Source organism: Labilithrix luteola (genome assembly GCF_001263205.1).
Taxonomy (GTDB): Bacteria; Myxococcota_A; Polyangia; order Polyangiales; family Polyangiaceae; genus Labilithrix; species Labilithrix luteola.
Map to the genome: position 1 here is coordinate 5885587 of NZ_CP012333.1, position 24201 is coordinate 5909787.

19 protein-coding genes are annotated in these 24201 nt (G+C 66.3%); 9 read left to right on the plus strand and 10 right to left on the minus strand.

Annotation, left to right across the window (positions count from 1 at the left end; genetic code table 11):
- Positions 1 to 292 precede the first annotated feature (292 nt).
- Entirely contained in the window at positions 293 to 1270 is a 978-nt protein-coding gene (locus tag AKJ09_RS25830) for an SMP-30/gluconolactonase/LRE family protein (RefSeq protein WP_146650198.1), read from the minus strand.
- A gap of 228 nt (positions 1271 to 1498) precedes the next feature.
- On the opposite strand from AKJ09_RS25830, the gene AKJ09_RS25835 reads away from it, so the two are divergent.
- Genes AKJ09_RS25835 through AKJ09_RS25845 form a run of 3 tightly spaced genes read left to right on the plus strand, consistent with a single transcriptional unit; the run spans position 1499 to position 3222 of the window.
- Entirely contained in the window at positions 1499 to 2398 is a 900-nt protein-coding gene (locus tag AKJ09_RS25835) for an STAS domain-containing protein (protein WP_146650200.1), read from the plus strand.
- 56 nt (positions 2399 to 2454) lie between these two features.
- On the plus strand, positions 2455 to 2868 hold the full coding sequence (locus AKJ09_RS25840) for an ATP-binding protein (RefSeq protein WP_169927862.1): 414 nt from the start codon (positions 2455 to 2457) through the stop codon (positions 2866 to 2868).
- Positions 2869 to 2877: 9 nt separating this feature from the next.
- Entirely contained in the window at positions 2878 to 3222 is a 345-nt protein-coding gene (locus AKJ09_RS25845) for a hypothetical protein (protein ID WP_146650205.1), read from the plus strand.
- Between the two features lie 34 nt (positions 3223 to 3256).
- Here AKJ09_RS25845 and AKJ09_RS25850 read toward each other — a convergent pair whose 3' ends face one another.
- From AKJ09_RS25850 to AKJ09_RS25860, 3 genes are all read right to left on the minus strand, one after another.
- On the minus strand, positions 3257 to 4252 hold the full coding sequence (locus AKJ09_RS25850) for a hypothetical protein (RefSeq protein WP_146650207.1): 996 nt from the start codon (positions 4250 to 4252) through the stop codon (positions 3257 to 3259).
- Positions 4249 to 5424, minus strand: a complete 1176-nt coding sequence (locus AKJ09_RS25855) for a dioxygenase family protein (protein ID WP_146650209.1) — start codon at positions 5422 to 5424, stop codon at positions 4249 to 4251. The genes AKJ09_RS25850 and AKJ09_RS25855 overlap by 4 nt, the downstream gene beginning before the upstream one ends.
- A gap of 196 nt (positions 5425 to 5620) precedes the next feature.
- Positions 5621 to 6583, minus strand: coding sequence for an acyl-CoA dehydrogenase family protein (locus AKJ09_RS25860; protein ID WP_146650211.1), 963 nt, complete (start codon positions 6581 to 6583; stop codon positions 5621 to 5623).
- Between the two features lie 47 nt (positions 6584 to 6630).
- Here AKJ09_RS25860 and AKJ09_RS25865 point away from each other — a divergent pair, with 47 nt between their 5' ends.
- The gene (locus AKJ09_RS25865; RefSeq protein WP_146650213.1) at positions 6631 to 7890 is read left to right on the plus strand and encodes a 2-hydroxychromene-2-carboxylate isomerase; all 1260 of its coding nucleotides are present in this window, start codon (positions 6631 to 6633) and stop codon (positions 7888 to 7890) included.
- On the opposite strand, the gene AKJ09_RS25870 is transcribed toward AKJ09_RS25865, so the two are convergent.
- The 4 genes from AKJ09_RS25870 to AKJ09_RS25885 form a co-directional block, all read right to left on the minus strand.
- Positions 7877 to 8293, minus strand: coding sequence for a hypothetical protein (locus AKJ09_RS25870; RefSeq protein WP_146650214.1), 417 nt, complete (start codon positions 8291 to 8293; stop codon positions 7877 to 7879). The two genes, AKJ09_RS25865 and AKJ09_RS25870, sit on opposite strands and share 14 nt — an antisense overlap.
- A gap of 69 nt (positions 8294 to 8362) precedes the next feature.
- Positions 8363 to 10075 carry a DUF6909 family protein gene (locus AKJ09_RS25875; RefSeq protein ID WP_146650216.1) on the minus strand — a complete coding sequence of 571 codons (1713 nt, stop codon included), beginning with the start codon at positions 10073 to 10075 and terminating at the stop codon, positions 8363 to 8365.
- Between the two features lie 24 nt (positions 10076 to 10099).
- Positions 10100 to 10903, minus strand: a complete 804-nt coding sequence (locus AKJ09_RS25880; RefSeq protein ID WP_146650218.1) for a hypothetical protein — start codon at positions 10901 to 10903, stop codon at positions 10100 to 10102.
- 59 nt (positions 10904 to 10962) lie between these two features.
- Positions 10963 to 11895 carry a hypothetical protein gene (locus AKJ09_RS25885; protein ID WP_146650220.1) on the minus strand — a complete coding sequence of 311 codons (933 nt, stop codon included), beginning with the start codon at positions 11893 to 11895 and terminating at the stop codon, positions 10963 to 10965.
- A 104-nt stretch (positions 11896 to 11999) separates the two neighbouring features.
- Between AKJ09_RS25885 and AKJ09_RS25890 the strand changes: the two genes are divergently transcribed.
- Positions 12000 to 12917: an endonuclease/exonuclease/phosphatase family protein gene (locus AKJ09_RS25890; RefSeq protein ID WP_169927863.1), complete on the plus strand. Its 918-nt coding sequence runs from the start codon at positions 12000 to 12002 to the stop codon at positions 12915 to 12917.
- Positions 12918 to 12935: 18 nt separating this feature from the next.
- On the opposite strand, the gene AKJ09_RS25895 is transcribed toward AKJ09_RS25890, so the two are convergent.
- Positions 12936 to 15548: a metallophosphoesterase gene (locus AKJ09_RS25895; protein WP_146650224.1), complete on the minus strand. Its 2613-nt coding sequence runs from the start codon at positions 15546 to 15548 to the stop codon at positions 12936 to 12938.
- A 193-nt stretch (positions 15549 to 15741) separates the two neighbouring features.
- On the opposite strand from AKJ09_RS25895, the gene AKJ09_RS25900 reads away from it, so the two are divergent.
- Positions 15742 to 17931, plus strand: a complete 2190-nt coding sequence (locus tag AKJ09_RS25900) for a hypothetical protein (protein ID WP_146650227.1) — start codon at positions 15742 to 15744, stop codon at positions 17929 to 17931.
- 234 nt (positions 17932 to 18165) lie between these two features.
- Positions 18166 to 20322, plus strand: coding sequence for a hypothetical protein (locus tag AKJ09_RS25905; RefSeq protein WP_146650229.1), 2157 nt, complete (start codon positions 18166 to 18168; stop codon positions 20320 to 20322).
- A gap of 275 nt (positions 20323 to 20597) precedes the next feature.
- Here the strand turns inward: AKJ09_RS25905 and AKJ09_RS25910 are convergent, their stop codons facing one another.
- Entirely contained in the window at positions 20598 to 21557 is a 960-nt protein-coding gene (locus AKJ09_RS25910) for an NAD(P)-binding domain-containing protein (RefSeq protein WP_146650231.1), read from the minus strand.
- Positions 21558 to 21758: 201 nt separating this feature from the next.
- Here AKJ09_RS25910 and AKJ09_RS53290 point away from each other — a divergent pair, with 201 nt between their 5' ends.
- Both AKJ09_RS53290 and AKJ09_RS25915 read left to right on the plus strand, forming a co-directional pair.
- Positions 21759 to 21917: a hypothetical protein gene (locus AKJ09_RS53290; protein WP_169927864.1), complete on the plus strand. Its 159-nt coding sequence runs from the start codon at positions 21759 to 21761 to the stop codon at positions 21915 to 21917.
- Between the two features lie 177 nt (positions 21918 to 22094).
- Entirely contained in the window at positions 22095 to 24191 is a 2097-nt protein-coding gene (locus AKJ09_RS25915) for a YgiQ family radical SAM protein (protein ID WP_146650234.1), read from the plus strand.
- Positions 24192 to 24201 lie beyond the last annotated feature (10 nt).

The window sequence follows — 24201 nt, forward strand, 5'->3', positions numbered from 1 at the left end:
CCGACCTCTTACGCTGCATCGCTGGCGTTGCCGTGGCGATAGGCAGCTCATCGAGCCGGAACGAATCGTTTCGCTTCTCGGCGCGCGAAGAGTGACGCAAAGCGGCGGCGGCCTCTCACTCGATTGGCGACGATGAATTCGAAATTGCGCAATCGGGTTTGGTACTGCGCGCCGATTCGGAAGCGAGCGCTTCCCTGGCGTACCCCCCGGGTTCGCGCCCCCCTCGAGGGACGGGCCCTCTCAGCGCGAACCGGTCGAATTCAAGCCTCGAAGCGGTGTGGCGAGGGGAAGCTCAGGGGAGCTTCAGACCCTTGCTGTCGACCGTCGTCTTGAAGAGTGCGGGGTTGGGGGTTCCGGCCTGGAGGCCGAACGTGCGCAAGAAGGCGCTGTTCGCGATGTAGAGCGTGTCGCGATCGTTGCCTTTGCGGCCGAAGACGACGCTCGAGACGCTGTCGAGCGGATCGCCGCTGAAGAGCACGTCGATGCGCCCGCGCGGCGAGATGCGAACGAGCTTGTTCTGCCCGTTCACTGCCACGAAGAGATCGCCGTCCTCGTCGAACGCGATGCCGTCGGAGCCCTGGATGCGTGCATCGCTCACCCAAACCGTAGGCTGCCCGGCGGAGCCGTTGTGCCGGATCGGAACACGGATGATGCGACCGTAGTCGAGATTACCGAGGTAGAGGTTTTCCTTGTCCTCGTCGAAGGCGATGCCGTTCACGCCCTGCGAGTGGAAGAGCAGGTACGGCGAAGCCGTGTTGCCGTCGAGGAGCGGGTCGTCGAGCCACACGCTGGGCGTACCCTGCGGCGTGACCTTCCAGACTTTGCCGAGGAACGGGTCGGTGACGAAGGCGTTGCCGTCGTCGTCGAATGCGAGATCGTTCGGTCCGCCGCTCTGGTCGAGCGTTGCGAATACCTGGGCGATGGTGCCCGCGGTGCACGTCTTCCAGACGTACGCACCGGGGATCGTCGGGTCGAGGCTGACGGACGTGTTGTAGACGCATCCGTCTTTGCCGACCTTCACGCCGAGCGCGAAAACGGGGATCGGAAGCGTGGCGAACACGCTGTCCTGACCGTTCGTCGAGCGCTTGTAGATGGCGTTTCCGTTCGAGTAGTAGAGGTTTCCGTGCTTGTCGGCGGTCACCGATTCGGGGACGGCGCCGACGGCGAGGCTCTCGACGGTCTGCAGTGACGAGCACTCGTGCCCGTGTGCAGAAATCGAAACGAGCATGCAACCTGCAGACAGGATCGCGGCGGAGATCGTCTTCTTCATTTGCTCTCCAGTTGTTCCCTTCACGGCCTCGCGCGTGAACGAGGTCGCATGAGGGCACTGCCGCGCAGTGTCGCTCGAAATCGTTCTCTTCGAAAATGACAAAGAGGTGAGCTCGCGATGGCTCGCATTCACGCCTACGCTGCGTGAGTGCGCACACGTGGGAGCGGGGGAGGCGAACCTGCGCTCGCCTGCGCTCAGCCCGATCGTGAAGATTCGTTACGACGCGAAGTGCTCCTTCTCGACGATGAATTCAGCGTTCTAAGATGCTGTTCCCACATGACCGAACTGGCAGTACGCAGCGAACAGAACGTCGAAACTCTCCGCGCACTGATCAACAGCCCCCAGAACCTCGTCATCTTCGCGCTCGACCGCGAGTACCGCTACATCGCGTTCAACGAAGCGCACAAGCAGGTGATGAAGCAGATCTGGAACGTCGATATCTACGTCGGCCAGAACATGCTCATGGACGTCGTCGGGAGGGACGACGACCGCGTCAAGGCGAAGGTCCAGTTCGATCGCGCCCTCGGGGGAGAACACTTCGTCATCATCGACGACTACGGCGACGACAAGTTCTCGCGTCGTAGCTACGAGAATGGCTACGGGCCGCTGAAAGACGCGGACGGCAACATCATTGGCTTCTCCTGCTTCCTCGCGGACATCACCGCGCAGCGGCAGACGCAAGAGCAGCTCGAACAGTATCGGCGCGATCTCGCTGCACGCGCCGACGAGAATGCGCTTCTCGTCGACCGGCTCCGCCAGGCGGTTCAGGAGCTCTCGACGCCGGTGCTCGAAGTCTGGAACGACGTGCTCGCTCTGCCGGTCATCGGCATCGTCGACACGGAACGCGGCGCGCAGATGGAAGAGCGTCTGCTCTCCGAGATCGTGAAGCACCGGAGCAAGTACGTCATCGTCGACCTGACCGGCGTGAACGCGCTCGACAGCGGTACGGCGGATCGCTTCGTGAAGCTCGCGAAGTCGGTATCGCTGCTCGGGTCGACCTGCATCCTCACCGGCATTCAGCCTGCGGTCGCGCAAACGCTCGTCGCGATCGGGGTGGAGTTCGGCGGGATGATGACGCAGCGAAACCTGAAGAGCGCGCTCCAGTTCTGCATCGTGTCCAACCGATGACGCACGTGCTGCGTGCCACGTGCACGCACTCGACAGACCATGTCGTGGCGGCGCACATGACGCGAAAGTTCGCGATCGAAGTCGGCTTCGACGAACGTTCGGCGGACGAGGTCGCGATCTCGGCGGCCGAGCTCGTCGGCAACGCCGTGCGCCATGCCGGTGCCGGGGTCCTCGAGCTCCGTGCGATCGAAGGGCCCCGTGCCGGAATCGAGATCGTGGTTCGCGATCGCGGACCCGGCATTGCGTCTCCCGAACTGGCCCTCGTCGATGGTTGGTCGCGCGGCGGAATGCTCACGCCCGACTCGATGCCGACCAAAGGCCTCGGGCGAGGACTCGGCGCCGTCCAGCGTCTCACCGACGCCGCCGAGATTCGCACGACAGGGCGTGAAACCGTGGTGACCGCTCGACGCTACGTCGGCCCGCCATCCCCGACTCGGTCGGCAATGGTGACGTTCGTACGCGACGGTTAGCATACGCGCATGCGCATCGAGCTCCCGTTCCTCGCCGCCGTTCCGTTGGGCCACGAAGTGGTCGTGCAGTATCTGGAGCGCCCCGGGTTCCTGAGCGGTTGGGTAGACGCCGACGCGATGGTGCTCGATCGCGTGACCGGCATCGTCTGGACGCCGTGGATCGACACGATGGCGCTCACGGCCGAGAACTTCCACGTGCAGCACCTCGGCAGCAATCTTCGGCGCAAGCAGGGAGGTCCCGCGCTGTCGGGGCGCGTCGTGGGGTGCCACGTGTCGACGAAAGGCATTGGCGAGCACAATCACATCGCGACCGCGCTCACCCTCGCTCCGCTCGAGGCCAGCGCCTATCGCTGACCGTGGCTTCGCCACACGACCCGGTGCGCTCCGCCTAGCGACAGCAGATGGTCTTCGGGTCGGTCACGCTGAGGGTGCTCTCGGGCACGGAGGTCGAGCTGCACGTTGGGCCGGTCGTGGTGACGTCGTAGCGCAGGCGCGAAATGGCCTTGTTTGGGTTGCTCGTCGCGGGCGCGCACGTGCCGTTTGCCGGTCGACTAGCGATCTCCGTGTTGCACATCGCGTCGTTGTAGTAGCGCAGCGTCACGTCGGAGCACGTTGCGCTGTTCTCGCACGTCGCGCATCCCGAGCAGGTGAGTGAGGTACCGCTCCCCGCGAGCGTCTTCTTCGTGAAGGACGAATTGGCCGGGCACGCCACGTCACCATCGTGAATGATGCACGCGTCGAAGCCGGTCGGTGCGTCTCCCTCGCAGAGCGTCTCCTCACAGGCGGCGGAGGGCTTGCAGGCTCGCACCGCCTTCTCGACGACCTTCGACTCGTCCTGCTGCGCGATCGAGGTGCACTTCCCGCGATAGAGCGGGAGGGGAGCGTAGTTGCCGAAAGGCGAGATGGTGGCGGAAGAGAGCGCGGTGCAACCCGTTCCGTCGATGTCCGTGCCTGACGTTACCGTGTCGCAAGCGTTCTGGTTGGAGCCGACCTTTCCCGAGAGCTTGCCCTTCGCGCACGATGGCGGGTCACTGGGATCGATCTGACATCCGCACGTGCATGCGCCGTCGCCGGCCGTTGCGCCGTAGTGTTCGAGCGTCGTGATCTCGTAGTTCATGGGACACGTCGCCTGGTCCGTGGTTGCGACGGCAAGCGTCGTCCAGCCCGACTCGAGCGACTGCGTGCAGGTCTTTGCCGTGTTCGCGCACGGCTGTGGCTCTTGCGGCGCCGCGTCTTGCGAGCTCGTGCCGCTATCGCGAGGTGGGGGAGACGATGGTCCTCCATCGGGCGTCGCGCCGTTCTCGAACGTTGCGCTGCCAACGGCGTCGAGACCACACGCTGCAACGAGAGCCGCAATCGCGAAGAGGGGGCAAGAACGGATCACGCCCCTAAATGTATCGCACAGTCGCGTTCGACGCGTAGGCCCACCCGTCCGTGTGCAGGACGCGTGGGCCTGGGGTCGTGAATTGTGCGTGGGGAACGCGGAAATCCGTTCGCGGCCCGGTTGGCCCCGGGTTGGCGCCGGGTTGGCGCGAAGTTGTCGCTTCGCCGTCGATCAGCCGCCCGGCGGGCGGCCTCCGTCGGGGGAGCGCCACCGCCGCCGGGAGGCTGACCGCCGCCACCGCCACCGCCACCGGCGATCGAGCAAAGGGACGAGGAGGTGGACGAGCGAACCACGAGCGCCTTCCACGCCAGCATTGCACCATCGGTCATGCGCGCCGTCTGGAACGTGTACTTCGACATGTCCGACTCGCCGCCGACGACGTTGTCGGTGGTGTTCTTCGTGTCACGGGCGCCGCGCGTGCTGTAGAGCGGCTGCGTGGCGACGATCTCGTCATCGAGGGCGTCGTCGAAGACGATCTGCGAGGTGACGAACTCGTTGCCGTTGATGCGAACGGTGAAGTGAATGTGAATCGTGCGGCTCGAGTACCAGCCGGGGAAGCAGGTATCGAACTCGACACGGCCGTTCGCGTCCGCCGTTTGGAGTCCGCGATACCACCGCGCGGCGCGGGCGCGCGCGTCACCGGACGTACAGAAATCCGAGGCATCGCTGCCCGAGTAGAGCCCGTCCGGGCCGCAGTGCCAGATGTCGACCGTTGCGCCGGGAATCGGCTTGCACGATGCGTCGACGACGAGGAACACCAGGCGGACGGGAAGACCAGGTTCGCCCTCGGTGATGTCCTTGCGTTCGACGGTCTCCGCATAGCAAGGACCGAGCGTGGCCTGACAATAGAGCTCGCATGTGGAGCCGAGTCCACTCGCGAACGGGTCGGGGTAGCTCGCCGCGTCGGTCATGGACGCCGTTCCGCCCGTTGCCCAGGGAACGTCGGCCGAGGCCACCGCGTCCGTTGCGGTGGAACCATCCGTCGCGCCCGTTCCTGTTCCGGTCCCTGTTCCCGTGCCACCGTCGGTGCCGTCGCCTGTCGCCGATCCCGTTTCGCTCGCGCATGCGAGCAGGTGTCGCAACGGGACGGTGGCTGCCAGCAAGCCGGCCACTCGGAGGATCTTTCGCCGAGAGAGCTCCTTCGAGCCGTTGCCGCTGTCCTTGCTATCCATCGAGCCTCCTGAATGTGCGACCACATGCGTGGGACCCGGTGTGGGTCGTGCAACACGTGGACCTTCGAAGGCTGTGTAGAGAGCGAAGTCTGAAGATCGTCTTAAGCGGCTCGATTTTCTCGTCCGGCAAGCGCCAGCATTCGGTGGGCTCCTCCGGAACCTACGGCAGCCCGCGCTCGAGGATGAAAACCCTGGTTCAACGCATACCGAGCGCCTCGAACGCCGCCTGCGTGCGCTTCTGACGAACCATCTCGGCGACGTCGAGGAGCGGCCGATCGCGCTGCCAGCGATCCCGCTCCTCGTCGTGCGTTTTCGCCCAGAACGGCTCGACCCGTTCGACGAGGTGTCTGGCCTGCGAGAACGTTCCTGCGAGCAGCACGTGCGTGAGCGGGTTCGATGGATCGCGCGCGCCGAGATCGACGAGCGAGAGCGCCAGGCTCGCGAGCTCGGTGGCGACCGCGCGATCCCATCCGTGCGCGCGGCTGACGCCGAGGAGGTAGCCCACCGCCGCCGCCAGCACGTGGACGTCTTCGATAGTACGGAACGGCTTGAGCCAGTGCGCGTAGCCGTCGCCCGGCAGAACGGCATCGGGCTCGACCACGACGTTCTCGAAGGTCACGCGCGCATGCGGAATCTCGGGCGCGAAGGGCGTCTCCTTGCGCGGCTCGATGCGGAGGCCGCGGGCCGACGTACTCACGCGCACGAGGCGTAAACGATTCGTGCCGTCTGCCGCGGGACCACGGCTCGCCACGACGAGCATTGCGTCCGCCACGGGGGCGAGCGTCACGAAGGTTTTCTCCCCGCGAAGCACCAGCGCGCCGCCCTCCTTGTCGAGGCGTGTGGTGATGGCCCGCGGATGAGCGCCGCCTGCCTCGGTGGCTCCGAGCGCGAGCCTCCGGCGGCCACCAGGATGGGCCACGAGCGGAGCGGTGCCCTCCGGCTGCTGAGCACTCGCATGTTCGAACAACCGTCCGAGCGCCGCCTCGTAGCCTGCGACGAACGCGTAGCCCAGGCGATCGGCGTGGAAGCCTCCCCACAATGCTCGCTCCACGTGGCCGTTGAACGGGCAGCCCTCGAGCGTGTCGAGCCAGCGGGGAAGTCCGCTCGAGCCCTCCCTCGAGATGGGGGCCGTGAGCATGTAGACGAGAATGTTCGGCACACGGCGAGCGTACCGCGAGGCTCGCCGTGTGGTGCTATGACGATGGCATGGAGCCCATCGAGCCGAGTCGTCGTCTGCCCGCCCGTTCGCTCGACTTCTGGTTCGATTACACCTGTCCCTTCGCGTATCTCGCGTCGACGCGCGTGCGCGAGCTCGGCGCCGAAATGGGGGTGACGCCGAGCTATCGCCCGATGCTCCTCGGCGGCGTGTTCCGGGCGAGCGGCACGCCGCAGAACCTGGCCGGCACGCTCTCGCCGTCGAAGGCGTCGCACAACTTCGCGGACATGAAGCGGTGGGCTGCACGCTTCGGTGTGCCGCTCACGATGCCGCAGGCGCATCCGATGAGGTCGGTCGAGGCGCTCCGTGCGACCCTCGCCACGGGGGTCGATCCGGCGGTCGTGGACGGTTTCTACGAAGCGTATTGGGTCCACAACCGCGACATCGCGAATGCCGAAGTGATTGGCGAGGTCGTCGAGCGAGCCGGTCACGATCGGGTCGCCGTCCTCGCGAAGATGGCGTCTACCGAGATCAAAGACGATCTCCGGCGTCGTACGGAAGAGGCGGTTTCACTCGGAATTTTCGGGGCGCCGACGTTCATCGTCGACGGCGAGCATCTCTACTGGGGCCAAGACCGCATGACCTTCGTGCGCGGCGCGCGCCCCGAGCACGAGACCGAGGGCGTACCCACTCCTCGCGTCGCGCCGGAGCCCGTGCACGAACGAATCATCGAAGTCTATTGGGATTTCTCCTCGCCGTTCGCGTACCTCGGCCAGAGTCAGATCGAGCGGCTTGCGGCGCAGGCCTCGGCGCGCGTCGTGTGGCGCCCCGTGCTTCTCGGAGGCCTCTTCCGCGCCGTCGGCTCACCGACGGTACCGATCGCGACCTTCTCGGAGTCCAAGCGTCGCCACGTGATGCTCGATCTCGGTCGCTGGGCCGCGTACTGGGGTGTTCCTTTCCGGTTCCCGGCGAAGTTCCCGATCCGCTCCGTGCGCGCGCTCCGCGTCTGGCTCGCCCTTCCTGAAGAGCACCGCGATGCGTTCCGCACCGCGGTCTTCCGATCCTACTGGGAAGAGGGGCGCGACATCGAGGTCGACGCGGTCCTTGCAGAATGCATCGGTGACGAATCCGTCGCGAAGGCCGCCTTCGCTGCTGCCGACTCCGACGCCGTGAAGGAGGGCCTGCGTGCGGAGACCGAGGCCGCCGCGGCACGAGGTGTCTTCGGCGTGCCCACGTTCGTCGTCGGCGACGAGCTCTATTGGGGACAGGATCGTCTCGAGCTTGCGCTCGAAGCGCTCACTGGAGCGTGATCTCTTTCGTCACCGGCGCGCTCTCGGCGCCGCGTGAATCGATCACGTTCAGCGTGTACTGATAGGTCTGTTTCGGCGCACTGCCGTCGATGGCGATGCCCACCGTTGCGCCATTCGCCGTGGCCGATGCGTTCGGAATGTCCTGGGTGATGTCGAGCCCGGCGCTCGCGACTCGGAAGCGAACCTTCGTCACCGGAAAGCCATCGGGATCGTGGTAGCGCAGGCTCACCGTGATCAAGAACTGCCCGTTCTGCTCGGTGACGGTATCCGGCGCGTCGATCGAATCGAGCACGGGCGGATTACCGACCACGCCCGCGCCGACGACCTCGTCGCTCGAACAGGCCGAAGCCGAAAGGCACAGCAGCGCAGCGGCGACGAGGTAACCGGCAAGACGAACGTTCATCAAACCTGGCTACGCACCCGTTTACGGACGGTCAATGCGGCAGTCGGTCCGTAACGGGCGCGCGCTCGTTCATTCGGCCAGGCGCGCGCATTCGAGCTCGAAGATGCGTTTCACGATGGCGATGGCGCACGCATAGGTGCTGTCGACACCGAAGAAGCTGAGGCTCTTCGAGAGCAGTGACTGGCGCCGCGAGTAGGGCGTATCCGAAGCGTAGTGGACGATGCCCACGTCGAACGCCGTGTGCGCCGAGAGGTGGACGACCTCGTCGGAGGGAACGCGGCGCGGGTTCGCGAGCTCGTAGACCGCGCTCAAGAACGGCCCGGCCTCCATCTCGAGCACGGTGTAGCCGCTTCGGTAGAAGGCATCCATGTACTCCTTGTTCTGGAGGAACGCGGAGCGCACGGTCACGGCCTTCTGGTTGTCGAAGACGCTTCCATGACGAAGCCACGGGGCCACGTCGCGCGCGGTGAAGGCGTTGCGGAAGAGGAACGTGTTCTTGGAATGCTCGTCGTAGACATTGCCGCTCAGCATGACGTCGCCGACGCGACCGTTCAGCGTGGCCGCCTTGCCCATGACGTAGACGCCGCGCATCTCGCCCACGCCCTGACCGAGGCGCGAGAGGAGGTGATAGGCCGCCATACCGAGCGGGTAGTCGATGTTCACGAGCACCGCGTCGCTCTTGCGGAGGCGCTCGATCCCGGGGATTTTCAGGCGCGGATCGATGAGCTCGTGGTCGAGCTCGGAGAGGCGTGCGATCTGCGCGTCGACGTCGATGTGACCCGGTTCGGAGAGGTGCACGAGGCCGCGCGACGTTTCGAACGCGCGCACCTCTTTCATCTTCGAGGTTCCGGGATCCGAATGGATGTACCCGCGGAGCAAATAATAAAGAAGGGGAGCGAGCTCGGCGGGATCGTTCGACGCGGCCGCGCGCGCGACTTCGTCACCGAGGTTCTCCGGATCGCGAAGGCGTGCCCACGCGACGATCTCGTCGGCGTGGGAGCGCGCGTATCCTCCGATGAGGTTTGCGATGGCGTGCGTGTTCGACGACACGAAGTAGACGGGAGGCCGCCGCGGCTCCTCTTTCTTCACGTACGCCGGCTCGATGCCGCTCCACCATCGCTGCGCCGCACGCTGGTACTGCGAATACGAGGGCGCGAGCATGCGGACGCGCAGATCGATCGGCCGCTCGTAGAGGGCTTTGCCGCTCCGAACGAGGTGCGCGGGACCGAACGCGTCGATGAGCTTCTGCGCGTTGTCGGTGGTGACGCCGAGTGCCGTGGCGAGTGCCACCGGGTTCTTGAGTGCTTCGGTGAGCTGCGCTTCCGACTCGATGCCGCGCCGCAGGCGGGCGTGCATCTTGTTCCACTCGACCTGGTAGGCGGTGACGATCGGAACGAGGTCGTCGATGTCACTCGCGCTGGCGATGAAGACGGCGAGCTGGTCGCGACCGTTGTAACGAAGCGGGCGCCGGCGTCCGCGCGTCTTGCTCATCCGCCACTGGCGAACGTCGTAGCCCGAGGCCTCGAACAGTTCGTGTGACTGGCCGAGGATGAGCAACTGGACGTCGACCATCTCGTCGGGCAAGCGGGCTGCCGCGTAGGCGAAGGCGGAGAGGTCCGGGACGTCGTCGAGCGCACCGAGGTGCAGGCTCGAACCGCTGTACGCGTGCGCCTCTTCGAACGCACGCACCCTGACCTCGCCCGTGGAGCGCAGTAGTGAGTAGTACGTCGAAACGTAGAGGGCGATCTCCTCGGACTCGGGCTCGGGAGGGCTTCGATCCATCGTGCGTGGGGAGCATACCCCGGATCAGGAAGGATCGGCGGCTTCGAAGGCCTCGAGGGCTCGCTGGCGATCGACGGCCTCCTCTTCGTCCCGCTTGCCCAGCTTTTCGAGGCCCGCCCGGAGCTTCTCGTCGACCGTGGTTTCCGCGATCGCCCGGAGGCGGGCGCGCCTCGCCTCGTCGAGCCAGGGGGCGCAAGCGACGGCCGCCGCAAGCCTCAGCTCGCCGATGACCGTCGGGTTCTCGACGATGGCCCAGAGCCTCTCCTCGTCGAGCGGTCCTCGGTAGCCCCGGCTTCGGTCGCCGAGCGACTTCAGGCCCTCGGCCCAGTCCTGGGCGCTCCGGCCTCCGCGGGCCAACAGATCTCGTTCGTGCTCCTCGAGCCGCCCGCCGGGGCCCGCCGCGAGGGCCTGCCACAATCGCGAGAGCACGACGTGAGGCTTCTCTCCACCGAGAATCGAGCGGTGGATGCGCACGCTATCGCCGTCCGACAGCTCGAGAACGACGTCATGCTCGCCGACCGGCGCGGCGCGGACGATCTCCTCGTAGCGAACGAGGCGTGGCGGCAGGAGCCAGCCGATTCGGAGCCCTTCCGCGCCGACCTCGATTCGCCGTGGAACCGCGGCAAGGACGACCAGGGCGACGCAGAACCACCATGCCGCGCCGAAGGGCGTGAGCAGCGAGCGTGCCCGCACGTCCACGTCGAACAGGTCGAAGAACGCGACGCGAACCGCGATGAGCAGGGTGGCCACCATGAGGGCCGCCCATGCCGGAACGCGCGAGCTCGCCGTGAGGAGAGGGTTGTCGATGCGTGACGGCGTCGCGGACATCCGAGCGACGCCGCGCCACCACGTACGCCGCGTGCGTGGTCGGCGCGGGCTCCTTCGCCCTACGACTCCTGCAAAGCTTCTTCCACGAGTGCTTTCGCTTCGGCGCGGCGGCGGAGCTCTTCCTCGCTGCGCGGCTTGATTCGCACGGTGACCTGCTCGGGCATCGCGTCGTCGTCTTTGCTGCGGCCGAAGAGCTTCGACAGGAGGCCCTTCTTTCCCTCGGGCTCGAAGATTCCGTCGGTCAGGCGCTCGGGGTTGCTCGCGAGCGTCTGCACGAGCTTGGGCTGCCCATCGACCCACGCGAGCGCCTCGTCGAACGCCTCTCTCTGCGTGACCGGCAGGTGGCGTCGCACCGAGCCCGGCTTCTTGTCTGCCACGCGGACGAAGAGTGCCACAGCCAGGGCGAGCTCCTCGATACCGAGGAAGGTGCCTTGGTGACGGCGCATTCCTCCGCAGCCCTTTTTGTAGACGCATGCGCCATTGAGGAGGAGCACGCCGAGTCCGCTGGCGACGGCCGTGAGCTCCGCGAGCGCACCTTCGTCGCGCGGATCCACGTCTTCGCCGGCCTCGAACAAGACGACGCGCCCGAGACCCCGCGCGAGTGCGCTCGTGAGGAGCGTGGGCTCGGAGACCTCCGCCACGTTGAGGACGAGCGCGTAGCCCGTCTCCGTCTCCACCGCGCCGGGGTTGTTCACGGTCAGCTTGGCTCCGGCCCCGGGGGAGCACGATCCCGAGCCGCATCCTCCGCCACCCTCTTCACCCTCGGCATCGACGAAGGCGATCTCGAGGTCGAGTTCGCTCGAGAGCGGAGCGTACGTCGCCATGCGCTCCAGCAACCGCGCGATGCCCGCGGGGTCGACGGCGAAGTCGTCGGGGAAATAGGTCCCGTTCGGTTCGACGAGATCGGGATCGGACAGCGCGTCCCCGTACTCCGCCCGGAGATGGGCGAGATGGGCGACCAGCGACTGAAGCGAATCCCTGCTGAGGTTCATACCGTTCAATGTAGATGACGTCCCCGCTCTCGGCCACCGGCGCTCGCCCTGGCCAGGCGTTATCGCGTCGAAACGCGAAGGCAGACGGAGGTAGGATGCGCCCCATGCCCATCCGCATCGCGACCTTCAACCTCAAGGATTTCTTCCTCCCGCGTGTGGAGAGAGAACGCGCGGTCGTCGAGGCCAAGGTCGCGAACGTCGCGGTTGAGCTCCGGAGGGCACAGGCCGACGTCGTCGCGCTCCAGGAAGTGGGCTCGGCCGAGCTGCTCGACCGTCTCGTGACGAAGGAGCTCGCGGACCTCGGTTATGGCGCGCCGGTGCTCGGCACCGAGGATGGGCGCGGGATCCGGTGTGCCATCCTCTCGCGCGTCCCGATCCTCTGGTCGCAGGTCCACGCCCCGAAGACCCTGCCGTTCCCGATCTTCGTCGAAGGGGATCCCGAGCCGTTCCCCGGACGCATTCCTCTCCGTCGCGGCATCGTGCACGTGCGCGTCGAAGCGCCCGATCTCTTCGAGATCGACATCCTCACGGCGCACTTCAAGTCGAACCTCGGCACGCCGCTCAAGACGTCGGACGGCCGCGAGCTCGTCGATCCGTCACCGCGCGGGCGTGGAGAGGCCTCGATGCGAAGCCTCGTTCGTCGCTCGGCGGAGGCCCTCTATCTGCGCGGGCTCGTCGACGACGTCTTCCGCCAGCTGCCCGATCACGCGGTCTGTGTCCTCGGTGATCTCAACGACACGGTCGACTCGATGCCCGTGCGCATCGTGCGCGGCGAGGGAACGCTCGAGTCCGGTCATCTCCGGCCCTGCGCCGACCTACTTCCGGCGGAGAATCGCTTCTCCTGTTACCACGGCGGCGGGCCGCTCTTGATCGACCACGTGCTCGTGTCCGAGCGCCTCTTCCGTCGGTCGCGCTCGTACGCGATTCAGAACGAGAAGCTTCGCTACCACGGCCCGCACGTCGACGATCTTCCGCTGACGGAAGACAGCGATCACGCATTGTGCGTCGCCGAGTTCGGCTGAGCGCGACGCTCTCGACGTTTACCAGTCGAAGAGCACTTCGAGCGGATTGTCGACGTCGTGCGCCCGCAGCCGGCGGTTGCGATCGACGTCGACCGTGGCCGCGCGCATGAACTTGTTCGCGCCGGTGTTCACGAAGAAGCTCACCCTGTTGATCTGCGCGAGGCCGTAGGCGCGGGCATCGGACTTCTTGCTGAAGTGCAAGACGCCGAAGCCGAGCGCGCTCTGACTGTTGTACGTCTGGTTCGCCAGATCCGCGTTCGAGACGAGGCGCAAGACGACCAGCTCTCGACCGAGGCCCGTCGACGCGTCGAGCGTGCGCTGGCCCTTGGCGAGGGCAGGGGTGAGCAACTCGGAGAACCGCGCGTTGCGCGCCGCGAGAAGGCCCATACCCAGTTCGTGGATGTCGTAGTCGGCGTTGCCGCGCGCCATTCGTGCGACACCCTGCATGCCGCGCTGCTCACCGAGCACGGAGAAGCCGCGAATCGGGTTCTGGACCTCGAGCATCGCGAACTCCGCCGCGGCCGCAGCGGTCGACACCGGGCTCTCGTTGGGCAGCAAGTGATCGCCCGTCTGGAGCACTTCGAGTTGGTTGTAGTGCGTGTGGCCGAGGACCACCGTGCGCAGCTGCGGGTTCGACGCGATGCGGTTCACGAGCTCGACGCCGCTGAAGTAGAGCGTGTGGGTTCCACCGCTCTTCGGATCGAAAAGAGCCTTGTCGCAGGTCCCGTTCTTGCGCTCGTCCCAGGCGCAGTCGAACTCCTCGTCGGCGCGCATCCATTCCTGCAAGCCGTCGTGGATGCAGCTCTCCTGTTGCGAACGAGGGAGGACCCAGTCCGGTAGCTGGCAGGCGGCCGTGTTGAACACGCCCTGGGCGATGTAGTTGATGGCGCTCTGGTAGATGCTGCCGTACTCGAGCTGATCGAAGTAGTAGCCCTGGTCGAGGTTCTGGTGACCGCCGCGCGGGTCGTGGTGGGCGAGGAGGACGACGTCGTCGCCGGTGACCTTCGCGCGCAAGAGCTCGCGATCGAGCCATTCGAGCTGCACGTCGCTCATGCCGCCGCCGTAGTTCACCGTGTACATGCCCCAGCCCGAGCGGCGGTGCTGGCGAAGCTCGAAGCTGTTGAGTGACACGTAGAAGTTCTTGCCGAACTTCCAGGAGTAGTTGAGCGGGCCGTAGGTCTTCTGCCACTGGTAGAAGCCGTCGTAGAGGATGTAGTTGCGGTCCTCGCGCGGAACTTCCTTCCAGTCGTTGGCGAACGTCGAGGCGCCGCTCTTCGCGGGCTGGCGCATGAAGGTGCCGCCGAAGAGGTCGCGGTGGTTGCCGCCCAAGAAGCCCGCCGCCGCGGTTTGATCGAGGTACGTCTTGAACGCGGGGTAGCCGAAGCCCGGCCACGCTTTCGGGGACGCCTCGTTCACCACCTTCTCGAGGCTGTCGAACACCGCGCTGTCGATCGTGGAGACGGCCGACGGCACCTGACCCGTCGAGACGTAGCCGTCGTGATTGCCGACGGTGAGGAAGATCGGCAGGGGCAGATACTTCAGCGAGTCGACGATGACCTTCGCTTCGTCGTTGTAGGTCCACGCGACCGGGCGCTGGCGCAGGGTGCCCGGCGAGCCTCCGTTGTGGAGGTCACCGTTGAAGGTGATGAACGATGCGTTGCGGACCGCGGGCTCGTTCGTCGTATTGAGGAACTGAACGACCTCTTCGAGCTGGGTCTTCGTCTTGGCGTCGTACGAGCTGCCGACGGAGACCTGCGTGTCGGTGATGTTGACGGCCGAGTACTCCTCGGGCTCGGTATCGAAGACGCGAACGGCGTTGTACTGGTACTCGAAGATCTTCGGGCCACCAGGCGTCGTGTGGAGCTGGTTGTCGCGACGCACCTCGAAGCGCACGTCGTAGAGGCCCGGAGGAACGTTCGCCATCGCCTCCTGCTTGAACACGAAGCGGATCGTCTTTCGCTGCTTGAACACCTCCGGCATGTCCGCCGGAATGGGGTTCACGTAGATCTGTTGCGGGTAGACGCGATAGACGCCGGTGCCCGCGCCACTCGAGACGACGCGATCGGCTTCCGTGGCCACCGGTCGCGCATCACGCGAGACGAGGAGGAAGGCGAAGCCGTTCGCGGGATCGTTGTTGTTCACGATCATCCGCGAGAGCGCCGAGTTCGCGACCGGCTCGACGGTTGCGCCTGCAGGTTCGAACGCGGCGTCTTCGATGCGCAGAACGACCATGAACTGATCGGTCGCGTCGCTCTTCGTATAGAGATTCGGGTTGCCGATCGTGGGGTAGATCAGCCGATCGATCTGCGCGTGACCGTCGAGGGTCCACGGCATGATCTGTTCGTTCTGGGAGGCGTCGGCATAGAAGACGTTGGGAAGGTACGTCTCGCCCTTGTTGCTGATGATCTCCCAGGGCTTCTCGACGAGCTGATCGGCTACGGACGGATCCGTCGAGCCGGGCGGAGCGTCGTTCGGATCGATGGGGGATGGCCGCGTGGCGACGTCGTTCTCGTTCGTCGATGACGAGGACACGCCGGATCCGCAGGCCGCCGTCGCGTGCGCCGAAACGGCGACGCTGAGGATGCCAATCCAGCGAACGAGCGAGCGGGAAACGTGTCGACTCGGTGTCACGAGGGTGACGTGTAAGCACGCGCCGGGCCAGCTTCGGGGGCGTGAAGGTGACGAAGAGCGGACGGGGTTTTCCGTGATCGGAGCAATATTGCGCTCCTCGCGTACATCACGACGCGACGCGCTATGTGTCCATCGTGATCCACCCCTTCGTACCAGCCTAGACAGGCTGGGAGACCAGCTACCCTACCGCTCCATGTCGGAGTCTGAGCAGTTCGGCGAAGCCAACGAGACGGTCACCGAAGAGAGCGTTCCGGGAGTCGTTGCGACTCCGTCGCTCATGCCTCCTCCCGAGCCCCTCCCGAGCATTCCGGTGCTGCGCGAGAGCTCGCTGCGTCCGCCGTCGTCGAGTGCGCGCATTCCTCCCGCGCCCACGTCGCGATCGCTGCCGCCGATGCCGGCGGTGGAACCGATCCTCGAGCTCGCCGCCGATGCGCGCGAGCGAAAGGAGTGGGACGCCGCCCTCGAGCTGTACAAGAAGGCGCTGTTTCTCATCGACGTGACCGACGGCTCCGCGCAGGCGTCGCTCTACGCGTACGTTGCCGAGGTGAAGCTCGCGCAGGACAAGAAGCGCGAAGCCGAGACGAACTTCGAGAAGGCGCTCGCCGTCAATCCCGCGCACCTCCGTTCGCTCGACGGGCTCGTCTCGCTCGCCGTCGAGGCACGCGAGTGGCCGCGTGTCGTGCAGTACCGGACGAAGCGCATCGCGGCGCTCGAACATCCCGACGATCGCGCTTCGGAGCTCTGTCGCCTCGCGGACGTCTTCGAGATCCAGCTCGACGATCGCGACAAGGCCGTCGCCACGCTCGAGACGGCCGATCGCGAGAGGCCCGAGGACGTCGGCATTCTCCTCAAGCTCCGGCAGCTGTACGAGAGCGAGCGCAAGTGGCCGCGCGTCCTCGACGTGCTCGACCAGCTTTGCCGTATCTCGAGCAAGCCGCGCGAGCGTGGCGCCTATCGCTTCGCGCAGGCCGACATCGTTCTCGGCCGCCTCCGTGAAGAGCCTCGCGGGCTCGCCTTCCTGGAGCTCGCGCTCGACGAAGATCCTCAGCACGACCGCGCGCTCTCCGCGCTCTTTTCGGTTCGCACGCGTCGTGAAGAGTGGGCCGAGCTCGCCGTCGTGCACGAGCGGCTCATCGACCGGCTTGCGGGCATCGGCGATCGGGCGCGGGCTTGGGAGGTGTGCAAGAAGCTCGGAACGTTGAGGCGCGACAAGCTCCTCGACGGGCCCGGCGCGATGGAGGCGTTCCGCGGGGCCGTGGAGCTCTATCCGGACGACGTCGAGTCGCGCGCCTCGCTCGCCGAGCTCTATGCCGCGAAGGGCGATCGCTCGCTCGCGGTGCACGAGCTCGAGGTCGTGGCGATGCACGCGCCCTTCCGCAGTCACACGTTCCGTCGCCTCTTCGACCTCCACACCCGGGCGCAACGACCCGACCGCGCATGGCTCGTCGCGACGTGTCTCGAAGAGCTGTCGGCCGCCGACGTTTCACATGAGCTCCTCATCGAGCAGTTCCGTCCGGAGGGGCCGATTCGCCCGACCACCGCGCTCGACGAAGCATGGTGGGACGAATACCTGCGCGCGCCGGGGGCCGATCCGCTCGTCGCGGAGATCTTGCGCGCGGTGTCGAATGCGGCGATTGCCATTCGCCTCGAAGAGCTCGGTGCCAAGAAGAAGCTTCCGGTCCTCGAGGCTTCGGCCAAGCAGGACAAGGCGGGCACGGCGTCGGTCGTGCGCACGTTCGTGTGGGCGGCGCGTGCTCTCGGCATCACCGCTCCCGACCTCTATTTGCTCGAAGACGTTCCGAGCGGCATCGCCGCCGTTCCTGCCGTGCAGCCCGCGACCGCGCTCGGCCCGCAGGTGCGGTCCGGCATGACCGTGCAGAAGCTCGCCTTCCTCGCCGGAAGGCATCTCACGTACTACCGGCCCGAACACTACGCGCTCGTCTTCTTCCCCACGCTCGCCGATCTTTCGTCGCTCGTGCTCTCGTCGATGCGACTCGTGATTCCGCAGCTCTCGGTTCCGCCGCCGGCCGATGTCGATTCACGCGTGGGGAGCGAGCTCGGTGCGCGCCTCACGGACGAAGAGAAGGCGCGCCTCGAGGAGGCCGTTCGGCGTCTCGAGGAGCGCGGTGGTCAGCTCGATCTTCTCGCGTGGATCCGCCACGTCGAGCTCACCGCGGCGCGTGCAGGATTGCTCCTCGCCGGTGACCTGCGCGTGGCGATGCGCATGATCAAGGAAGAGGCGCGGGCCATCGGCGAGCTTTCGCTCGAGACCAAACGCGGCGACCTGCTCTCGTTCACGGCGTCGCCCGACTACGGCAAGCTCCGCGAGCGAATGGGCGTGGCCATTCTCTCGACCGCCCCCCCGCCGCCGCACGAAGACTGAACGAAGCCTGAACCAAGCCTGAACGAAGGCGGAAACGATGGCCCGAGGACCGGTCAGATGACGGTTCCGTAACAATCCACCGAGGCGCTGCGAATTCGACCAAGCATCCGGATGGTTCGCCGCGCAGACGAGGCTAGACCAGGCGAGACCGGCTCGAAGGACTGTCGCCTGCACGGATGACACCGCGGAGTCTGCCTTGACCGGTTGCCGCCGGGGTTGTCAGCATTGTGATCCATGCGGCGATCCATTCCTGCGTTCGTTCTCGGCGCGTTCTTGTTGGCAGCATGCTCGGGGTCGTCGGAGGAGGAGGGCGGCTCGTCGGGAACGACCGGCGCCGATGGCTCCAGTGGCTCGTCGGGGTCGAGCGGCTCGTCGGGCTCGTCAGGCAACGAGCCGACGCAGTGCACCTCACCGCCGTGCAACGAAGGCGACGCCTGCACCGGCGACGCGATGTGCAAGAGCAGTCACTGTGACCAAGGTCGATGCGTGTCTGCCGCGTGCGTCGACAAGGTGAAGAACGGCACCGAGACGGACGTCGACTGCGGCGGCTCCTGCGCGCCGTGTGGAACCAACAAGACCTGCGCGGCAGCTTCCGACTGCCTCGACAAGGTTTGCGGCGCCGATCACAAGTGCGCCGCGCCCACGAGCTCGGACAACGTCAAGAACGGCAACGAGACGGACGTCGACTGCGGCTCGGGAACGGCCGGCGGCGTCGACACGAAGGCAAAGCTCTGCGTCGATGGCAAGGCGTGCGTCGCCGGCACCGACTGCGATAGCGGCAGCTGCGTGAACAAGGTTTGCGCTGCCCCGACGTGCACGGACAACGTCAAGAACGCCGATGAGACCGACACCGACTGCGGTGGCTCGTGCCCGACGAAGTGCTTGCCGACCAAGGCTTGCAAGGTGGCTGCGGACTGCAAGGAAGGCGTCTGCGACGACGCCACCAAGAAGTGCCTCGATCCCAAGCCCAACGACGGCGTCAAGAATGGCAACGAGACCGACGTGGACTGCGGATCGTCCACGGCCGGCGGCACGGACACCAAGGCCGGCAAGTGCAAGAGCACCAAGAGTTGCCTCGCCGACGTCGACTGTCTCAGCGGCGGCTGCAACTACAACAAGGTCTGCGCCGCGGCCCGTAGCTGCGTGAACCAGCACGGCGGCAGCACCTGCGGAACCGGCGACGCGACGTCGCCGACGAACGCGAACGAAGACTGCTGCCTGAGCGCAGAGACCGCGGCGTACACGGAGAACGGCTACTCGAGCACGCGCGTCGTCCGCCTCGACAAGTACCAGGTCACCACGGGGCGCGTGCGCAAGTTTCTCGACGCAGTGAACGGCAACGTCCAGGGCTGGGTCGTGGCGAACCGCGCCAACATCATGGCGCCCGAGCAACTACCCGTCGCGCTCGATAAGTATCTGCCGACGGGCTGGACGCAGCCCGACAGCACCGACCAGTGCAACCCGAACAACAACGGCAACGTTCCGTGCAACTACGGCGCGCTGAGCCACGTCAGCGGCTACCGCTACAACGATGGACCGGGCGGCCCCAACGGCTACGCCTGCAACATGAACGCCGGCGCGTACGGCGCGCGCACCTTCTACCTGACGGACGCCGAGCGGACGCAGCTCATCGTGAAGGAAACGCAGCACCTCGTCCCGCCGGATCGACTCGCCGAGAAGGCGATGAATTGCGGGACCTATTACATCTACGCGGCCTTCTGCGCGTGGGACGGCGGCCGGCTCGAGACGCTCGACGACTACTTCGCGGCGTACGGAAACAATGGCGGCAACACCGGCCGTCCTTACCCGTGGGGCTCGGACGTTGCGACGCGAGCGATCGGCTTCAGCGTCTTCGGCGGCAACGTGCTCTCGCCGCCGACGGGCTTCACGCCTGCACCTTCGAGCTACAGCACCTACAACGCATACTTCCAATCCGATCCGCAAAAGACGCTCGCCCTTCAGCGCCTCCGCCGCGCGAACCTGTCGTGGAACTACGCAGGCATCACCATCTACGATTTGATCGCGCCGATCGAAGGACGCGCGACCGTGCCCATCACGGCCGAGTCGAACGTCGACGCCGCCAACGACCAGAGCGTTGCTGTGGCGCCGCCTGGCCGTTACCCGGACGGCGCCGGCCGTTTTGGTCACCGCGATCTCCTCGGCAACGTCATGGAGGTGATGGCGGTCAACGGCGCGATCACCGCGAGTACCAATCACCCATGGGGCCGTAACGGCAGCTACGAGACCGCGCACTTCGATGCCACCACCATGCGTGGAGGCAACTTCGACGGAGGATTCGTGCCGCTCACGAAGTACGGGCGTGCTGGCTTCCGCTGCGCGCGTCCTTCGGACCCCGAGGCCGAGAACAAGCTTACGGCCGGCGTCCCTTGAGGCTCAGCCGACGTCGGTAAGTGGCACGCGTGATGTTCCGGGACCTCGTCGCTCGACCTTCGTGAGCGTGGACGATGTCCCGGGACCTCCCATTTGCGGCGCATCGCCACGTCGGCGACGTCCGGGAACCGGTTTTTCGGCCGTTTGCGTCGAAAATGAAGGTCCGCGGACCTTCCCGTTCGATGTGTGGGTCGCCGGGGAAGGTCCGCGGACGTCGGCGATCGACGTTCCGGTCGGGTCACGATGTCCCGGGACGTCTTTCCGTCGTCTTTCCGTTATGCGTCCAGCTCGACGGGGAGGGTCATGAGCTCGAGGAGGATCGCGTCGGCCTTGCGGCCTTCGACGACGCCCGAGGCGAGCGCGCGGAAGATGGGGGCGCGAACGCCTCGGGCTTCGGCCCAATGCGAGACGCGCGGAATGAGCTCGACGGCCTCGACGCGAAGGCCGCTCGCCTTGACGGCCTCCGCGCGGGGGAGCCCTTTGGCGAGTGCGGCGCCGACCAGGATCTCCGGGCGCTCGGCCTGCGCGATGGACGCGAGGAGGTCGCCGTAACCGGCGAGGCCGAGCAGCGTCTTCTCTTCACCGCCCGCCGCCGCCGCGATGCGCGAAGCTTCACCGATCGCGCGTGAAATGAGCGCGGCCACGAGGCCAGGGCTCATCTTCAAGGCCTGCGCATAGCCGACGGCGAGCGTGAGGCAACCGACGAGAGCGCTTGCCCACTCGAGGCCGAGGAGGTCACGGGTAGGATACACGCGAAGGGTGGGGGACCCGAAGGCGCCGACCACCGCTTCGTTGACTTCGGGGAACCGCGAACCGGTGACGAGCACCGAAGGTCGGCCGGCCGCGAGGTCCTGCGCGAGCGCCGGGCCCCCGAGGGCGCCGGTGCGGTGCGAGGGCGTCTCGTCGCGGACGATCTCGGAGACGGTCGCGAGGTCCTCGCCTTCGAGGCCACGCACGCCGTGCACGACGTAGTGACTTCCGTCGATGTGATCGCCGAGTGCGCGCGCCACCGTGCGGCAGGCGGCCGTCGGCACGGCCAGGACGATCAGGCGTGCGTGTCGTGCAGCCTCCGCGAGATCGTGCACCACCCGGACGCCGCGTGGCGTGTCCGATGCGTGGTCGCGTCGCGAGAAAAGAACGACCTCCCCTTCGCCGCACGCCGCCGCTGCAGCCGTTGCTAGCGCCAGTCCCCATGCCCCGCCCCCGATGATCGCGACTCGCCGCGCGCTTCCCATGAGACGGAAATACCACGCTCTCGGACGACGACGCACGGCCTCGTCGAAGGACGCCCCAAGCGAGGCGGGTCAGGGCGTGGCCGTCCTGCCCGTTCGGGGGCTGGGAACTGGGGCCCGGATGCCTTTCCCGAACAGTCTCCGGAACGCCCTCGTCCGGCCTCGGAGTTGCTGAATCCCCCGCCGTCACCGGAGGAATCCATCATGGAACGTCTCATTAACGAGCTCACGCAGCGTGCTGGTCTTGATCGTCCGACGGCGGAGAAGGTCGTTGCCTATCTCAAGGACAACGTCACCCGTATCCCCGAGATGTTGCGTGGCGACGGCAAGGACAAGTCGCACGGCGACTTCCGCCGCCGCTGAATCGTTCTGATCGCGTAATTAGGCACCGAAGACGCCGCGCGCACGGCACGAGCTACCCGGAATCGGACCTGTCTCCGCTTCCGCTCGCTCCGGCCGTGCGTGCGGCTCCTATTTTGTGCGCAAAAGCCGCTGAAGGATTGGCGGCCGCGGCGGTTCTGCGGCATATCCTGCCGTCCTATGCAGTCCGTCGTGCAGCTCGGCAGGAACCCTCGCCACAGCAGCCGTTTCCTCCCGACAACCCGCGAGGAAATGCATGCTCGAGGTTGGCGCGAGCTCGACATTCTCATCGTCTCGGGCGACGCCTACGTCGACCATCCCGCCTTCGGTCCGGTGCTCATCGCGCGGTTCCTGGAAGGACGCGGTTACAAGGTCGGCGTCATCGCGCAGCCGAAGTGGGACTCGCCGGAAGACATCGCACGCATGGGGCGCCCGCGCCTCTTCGTGGGCGTTGCCGCCGGCAACCTGGACTCGATGCTCAACAAGCTCACCGCCCAGAAGAAGGTGAGGAGCGAAGACCAGTACTCGCCGGGCGGTCGCGCGAACATGCGCCCGAACCGAGCGACCATCGTGTACTCGAACCTCTGTCGCCAGGCGTTCCCGGGGCTACCCGTGGTGCTCGGCGGCATCGAGGCCTCGCTCCGGCGCATCGCACACTACGACTACTGGTCGGACCAGGTTCGTCGTTCGATCCTGCTCGATGCCAAGGCAGATCTCCTCGTGTTCGGCATGGGCGAGCGTCCCGCGTGGGAGATCGCCAAGCGCCTCGATGCGGGCGAGCCGGTGTCTGCGCTCACGAACATCCGCGGCACCGCGCACGTGAAGAAGAACCGTCGCGAGTGGGAGCCGCTGCTCGCCGATCAGAGTCGCTTCGTGCTCGACAAGAAGCTCCTCGTCCTGCCCTCGTACGACGAGGTCGTGAAGGACAAGGAGCAGTTCGCGAAGATGTCGCGTGCGCTCCAGTACGAGACGAACCCGCACAACGGGCGTCCGCTGCTGCAGGTCCACGGCGAAGAGGCCGTCTACTTCAACTCGCCGGCCGAGCCGCTCGACGAATCGGAGATGGACGGGCTCTACGACCTCCCGTTCGCGCGCGCGCCGCATCCTTCGTACAAGGAGCCCATCCCCGCCTTCAACACCGTGAAGGACTCCATCGTCACGATGCGTGGATGCTTCGGCGGCTGCACCTTCTGCAGCATCACCGAGCACGAAGGGCGCATCATCCAGAGCCGTAGCGAGGCGAGCGTGCTTCGCGAGGTTCGCCAGCTCTCGCGCATGGAAGGCTTCAGCGGCGTCCTCACCGACCTCGGTGGGCCCACCGCGAACATGTACAAGATGACGTGCAAAGACGAGCGCACCGAGAACGCGTGTCGCCGTCTCTCCTGCGTGCATCCTGGCATCTGCGAGAACCTCGTCACCGATCACGCGCCGCTCATCTCGTTGATGCGGAAGGTGCGGAGCGAAAAGGGCATCAAGCGCGTCTTCATCGCGTCGGGCGTTCGCTACGACCTCGCCGAGCGCAGCCCCGAGTTCATTCGCGAGCTCGCGCAGCACCACACGGGCGGCCAGCTCTCCGTCGCGCCCGAGCACTCGAACGACGACGTGCTCGACAAGATGAAGAAGCCGAGCATCAAGAGCTACGAGCGCTTCGCTCAACAGTTCTGTCAGGCGAGCGAAGAGGCGGGCAAGGAGCAGTTCCTCGTTCCGTACTTCATCACCGGTCATCCGGGCTCGACGCTGAAAGACACCATCGAGCTCGCCATCTACCTGAAGAACAACGGCATGCGCCCGCGCCAGGTGCAGGACTTCATCCCCACGCCCATGGCCGTGGCCACCACGATGTTCTACACCGGGCTCGACCCGCTCTCCGGCGATCAGGTGTATACCGCACGTGATCTGCGCGAGAAGCGGATGATGAAGGCGCTCATCTTCTACTGGGATGCGCAGCACTGGCCCCTGGCCCGCGAGGCGCTCGTGAAGGCCGGCCGGCGCGATCTCATCGGGCGCGGTCCCGAGCACCTCGTCCCGCCGGAGGGCGCCGCCGATCGTTTGGCTCGCGTTCCTCAGACGCGCGGCCCGGCGCGAAGCGGCCCACCGAACCGCGGTCCAGCTCGTGGTCCTGCCTCGAACGCGGGGCCTTCGAGGGGCGGGCCTTCGAACGGAAGGCCGTTCCAAGAGGCCGCTCCGCGGGCGCGCGATGGACGTCCTCGTGACGCCCAACCGCACGATTCACGCGGTCCGCGCCCCTTCGGTCGCGGCAAGCCGCCGAAGCGGTGACGTTTCGCCG

Excerpts from the sequence above, each read along its gene's own strand:
- AKJ09_RS25865 (WP_146650213.1), top strand. The coding sequence starts at position 6,631 with ATGGAGCCCATCGAGCCGAGTCGTCGTCTGCCCGCCCGTTCGCTCGAC.
- AKJ09_RS25905 (WP_146650229.1), top strand. The coding sequence starts at position 18,166 with ATGCGGCGATCCATTCCTGCGTTCGTTCTCGGCGCGTTCTTGTTGGCA.
- AKJ09_RS25890 (WP_169927863.1), top strand. The coding sequence starts at position 12,000 with ATGCCCATCCGCATCGCGACCTTCAACCTCAAGGATTTCTTCCTCCCG.
- AKJ09_RS25845 (WP_146650205.1), top strand. The coding sequence starts at position 2,878 with ATGCGCATCGAGCTCCCGTTCCTCGCCGCCGTTCCGTTGGGCCACGAA.
- AKJ09_RS53290 (WP_169927864.1), top strand. The coding sequence starts at position 21,759 with ATGGAACGTCTCATTAACGAGCTCACGCAGCGTGCTGGTCTTGATCGT.
- AKJ09_RS25900 (WP_146650227.1), top strand. The coding sequence starts at position 15,742 with ATGTCGGAGTCTGAGCAGTTCGGCGAAGCCAACGAGACGGTCACCGAA.
- AKJ09_RS25915 (WP_146650234.1), top strand. The coding sequence starts at position 22,095 with ATGCAGTCCGTCGTGCAGCTCGGCAGGAACCCTCGCCACAGCAGCCGT.
- AKJ09_RS25855 (WP_146650209.1), bottom strand. The coding sequence starts at position 5,424 with ATGGATAGCAAGGACAGCGGCAACGGCTCGAAGGAGCTCTCTCGGCGA.
- AKJ09_RS25840 (WP_169927862.1), top strand. The coding sequence starts at position 2,455 with ATGACGCGAAAGTTCGCGATCGAAGTCGGCTTCGACGAACGTTCGGCG.
- AKJ09_RS25885 (WP_146650220.1), bottom strand. The coding sequence starts at position 11,895 with ATGAACCTCAGCAGGGATTCGCTTCAGTCGCTGGTCGCCCATCTCGCC.
- AKJ09_RS25880 (WP_146650218.1), bottom strand. The coding sequence starts at position 10,903 with ATGTCCGCGACGCCGTCACGCATCGACAACCCTCTCCTCACGGCGAGC.
- AKJ09_RS25830 (WP_146650198.1), bottom strand. The coding sequence starts at position 1,270 with ATGAAGAAGACGATCTCCGCCGCGATCCTGTCTGCAGGTTGCATGCTC.
- AKJ09_RS25875 (WP_146650216.1), bottom strand. The coding sequence starts at position 10,075 with ATGGATCGAAGCCCTCCCGAGCCCGAGTCCGAGGAGATCGCCCTCTAC.
- AKJ09_RS25910 (WP_146650231.1), bottom strand. The coding sequence starts at position 21,557 with ATGGGAAGCGCGCGGCGAGTCGCGATCATCGGGGGCGGGGCATGGGGA.
- AKJ09_RS25870 (WP_146650214.1), bottom strand. The coding sequence starts at position 8,293 with ATGAACGTTCGTCTTGCCGGTTACCTCGTCGCCGCTGCGCTGCTGTGC.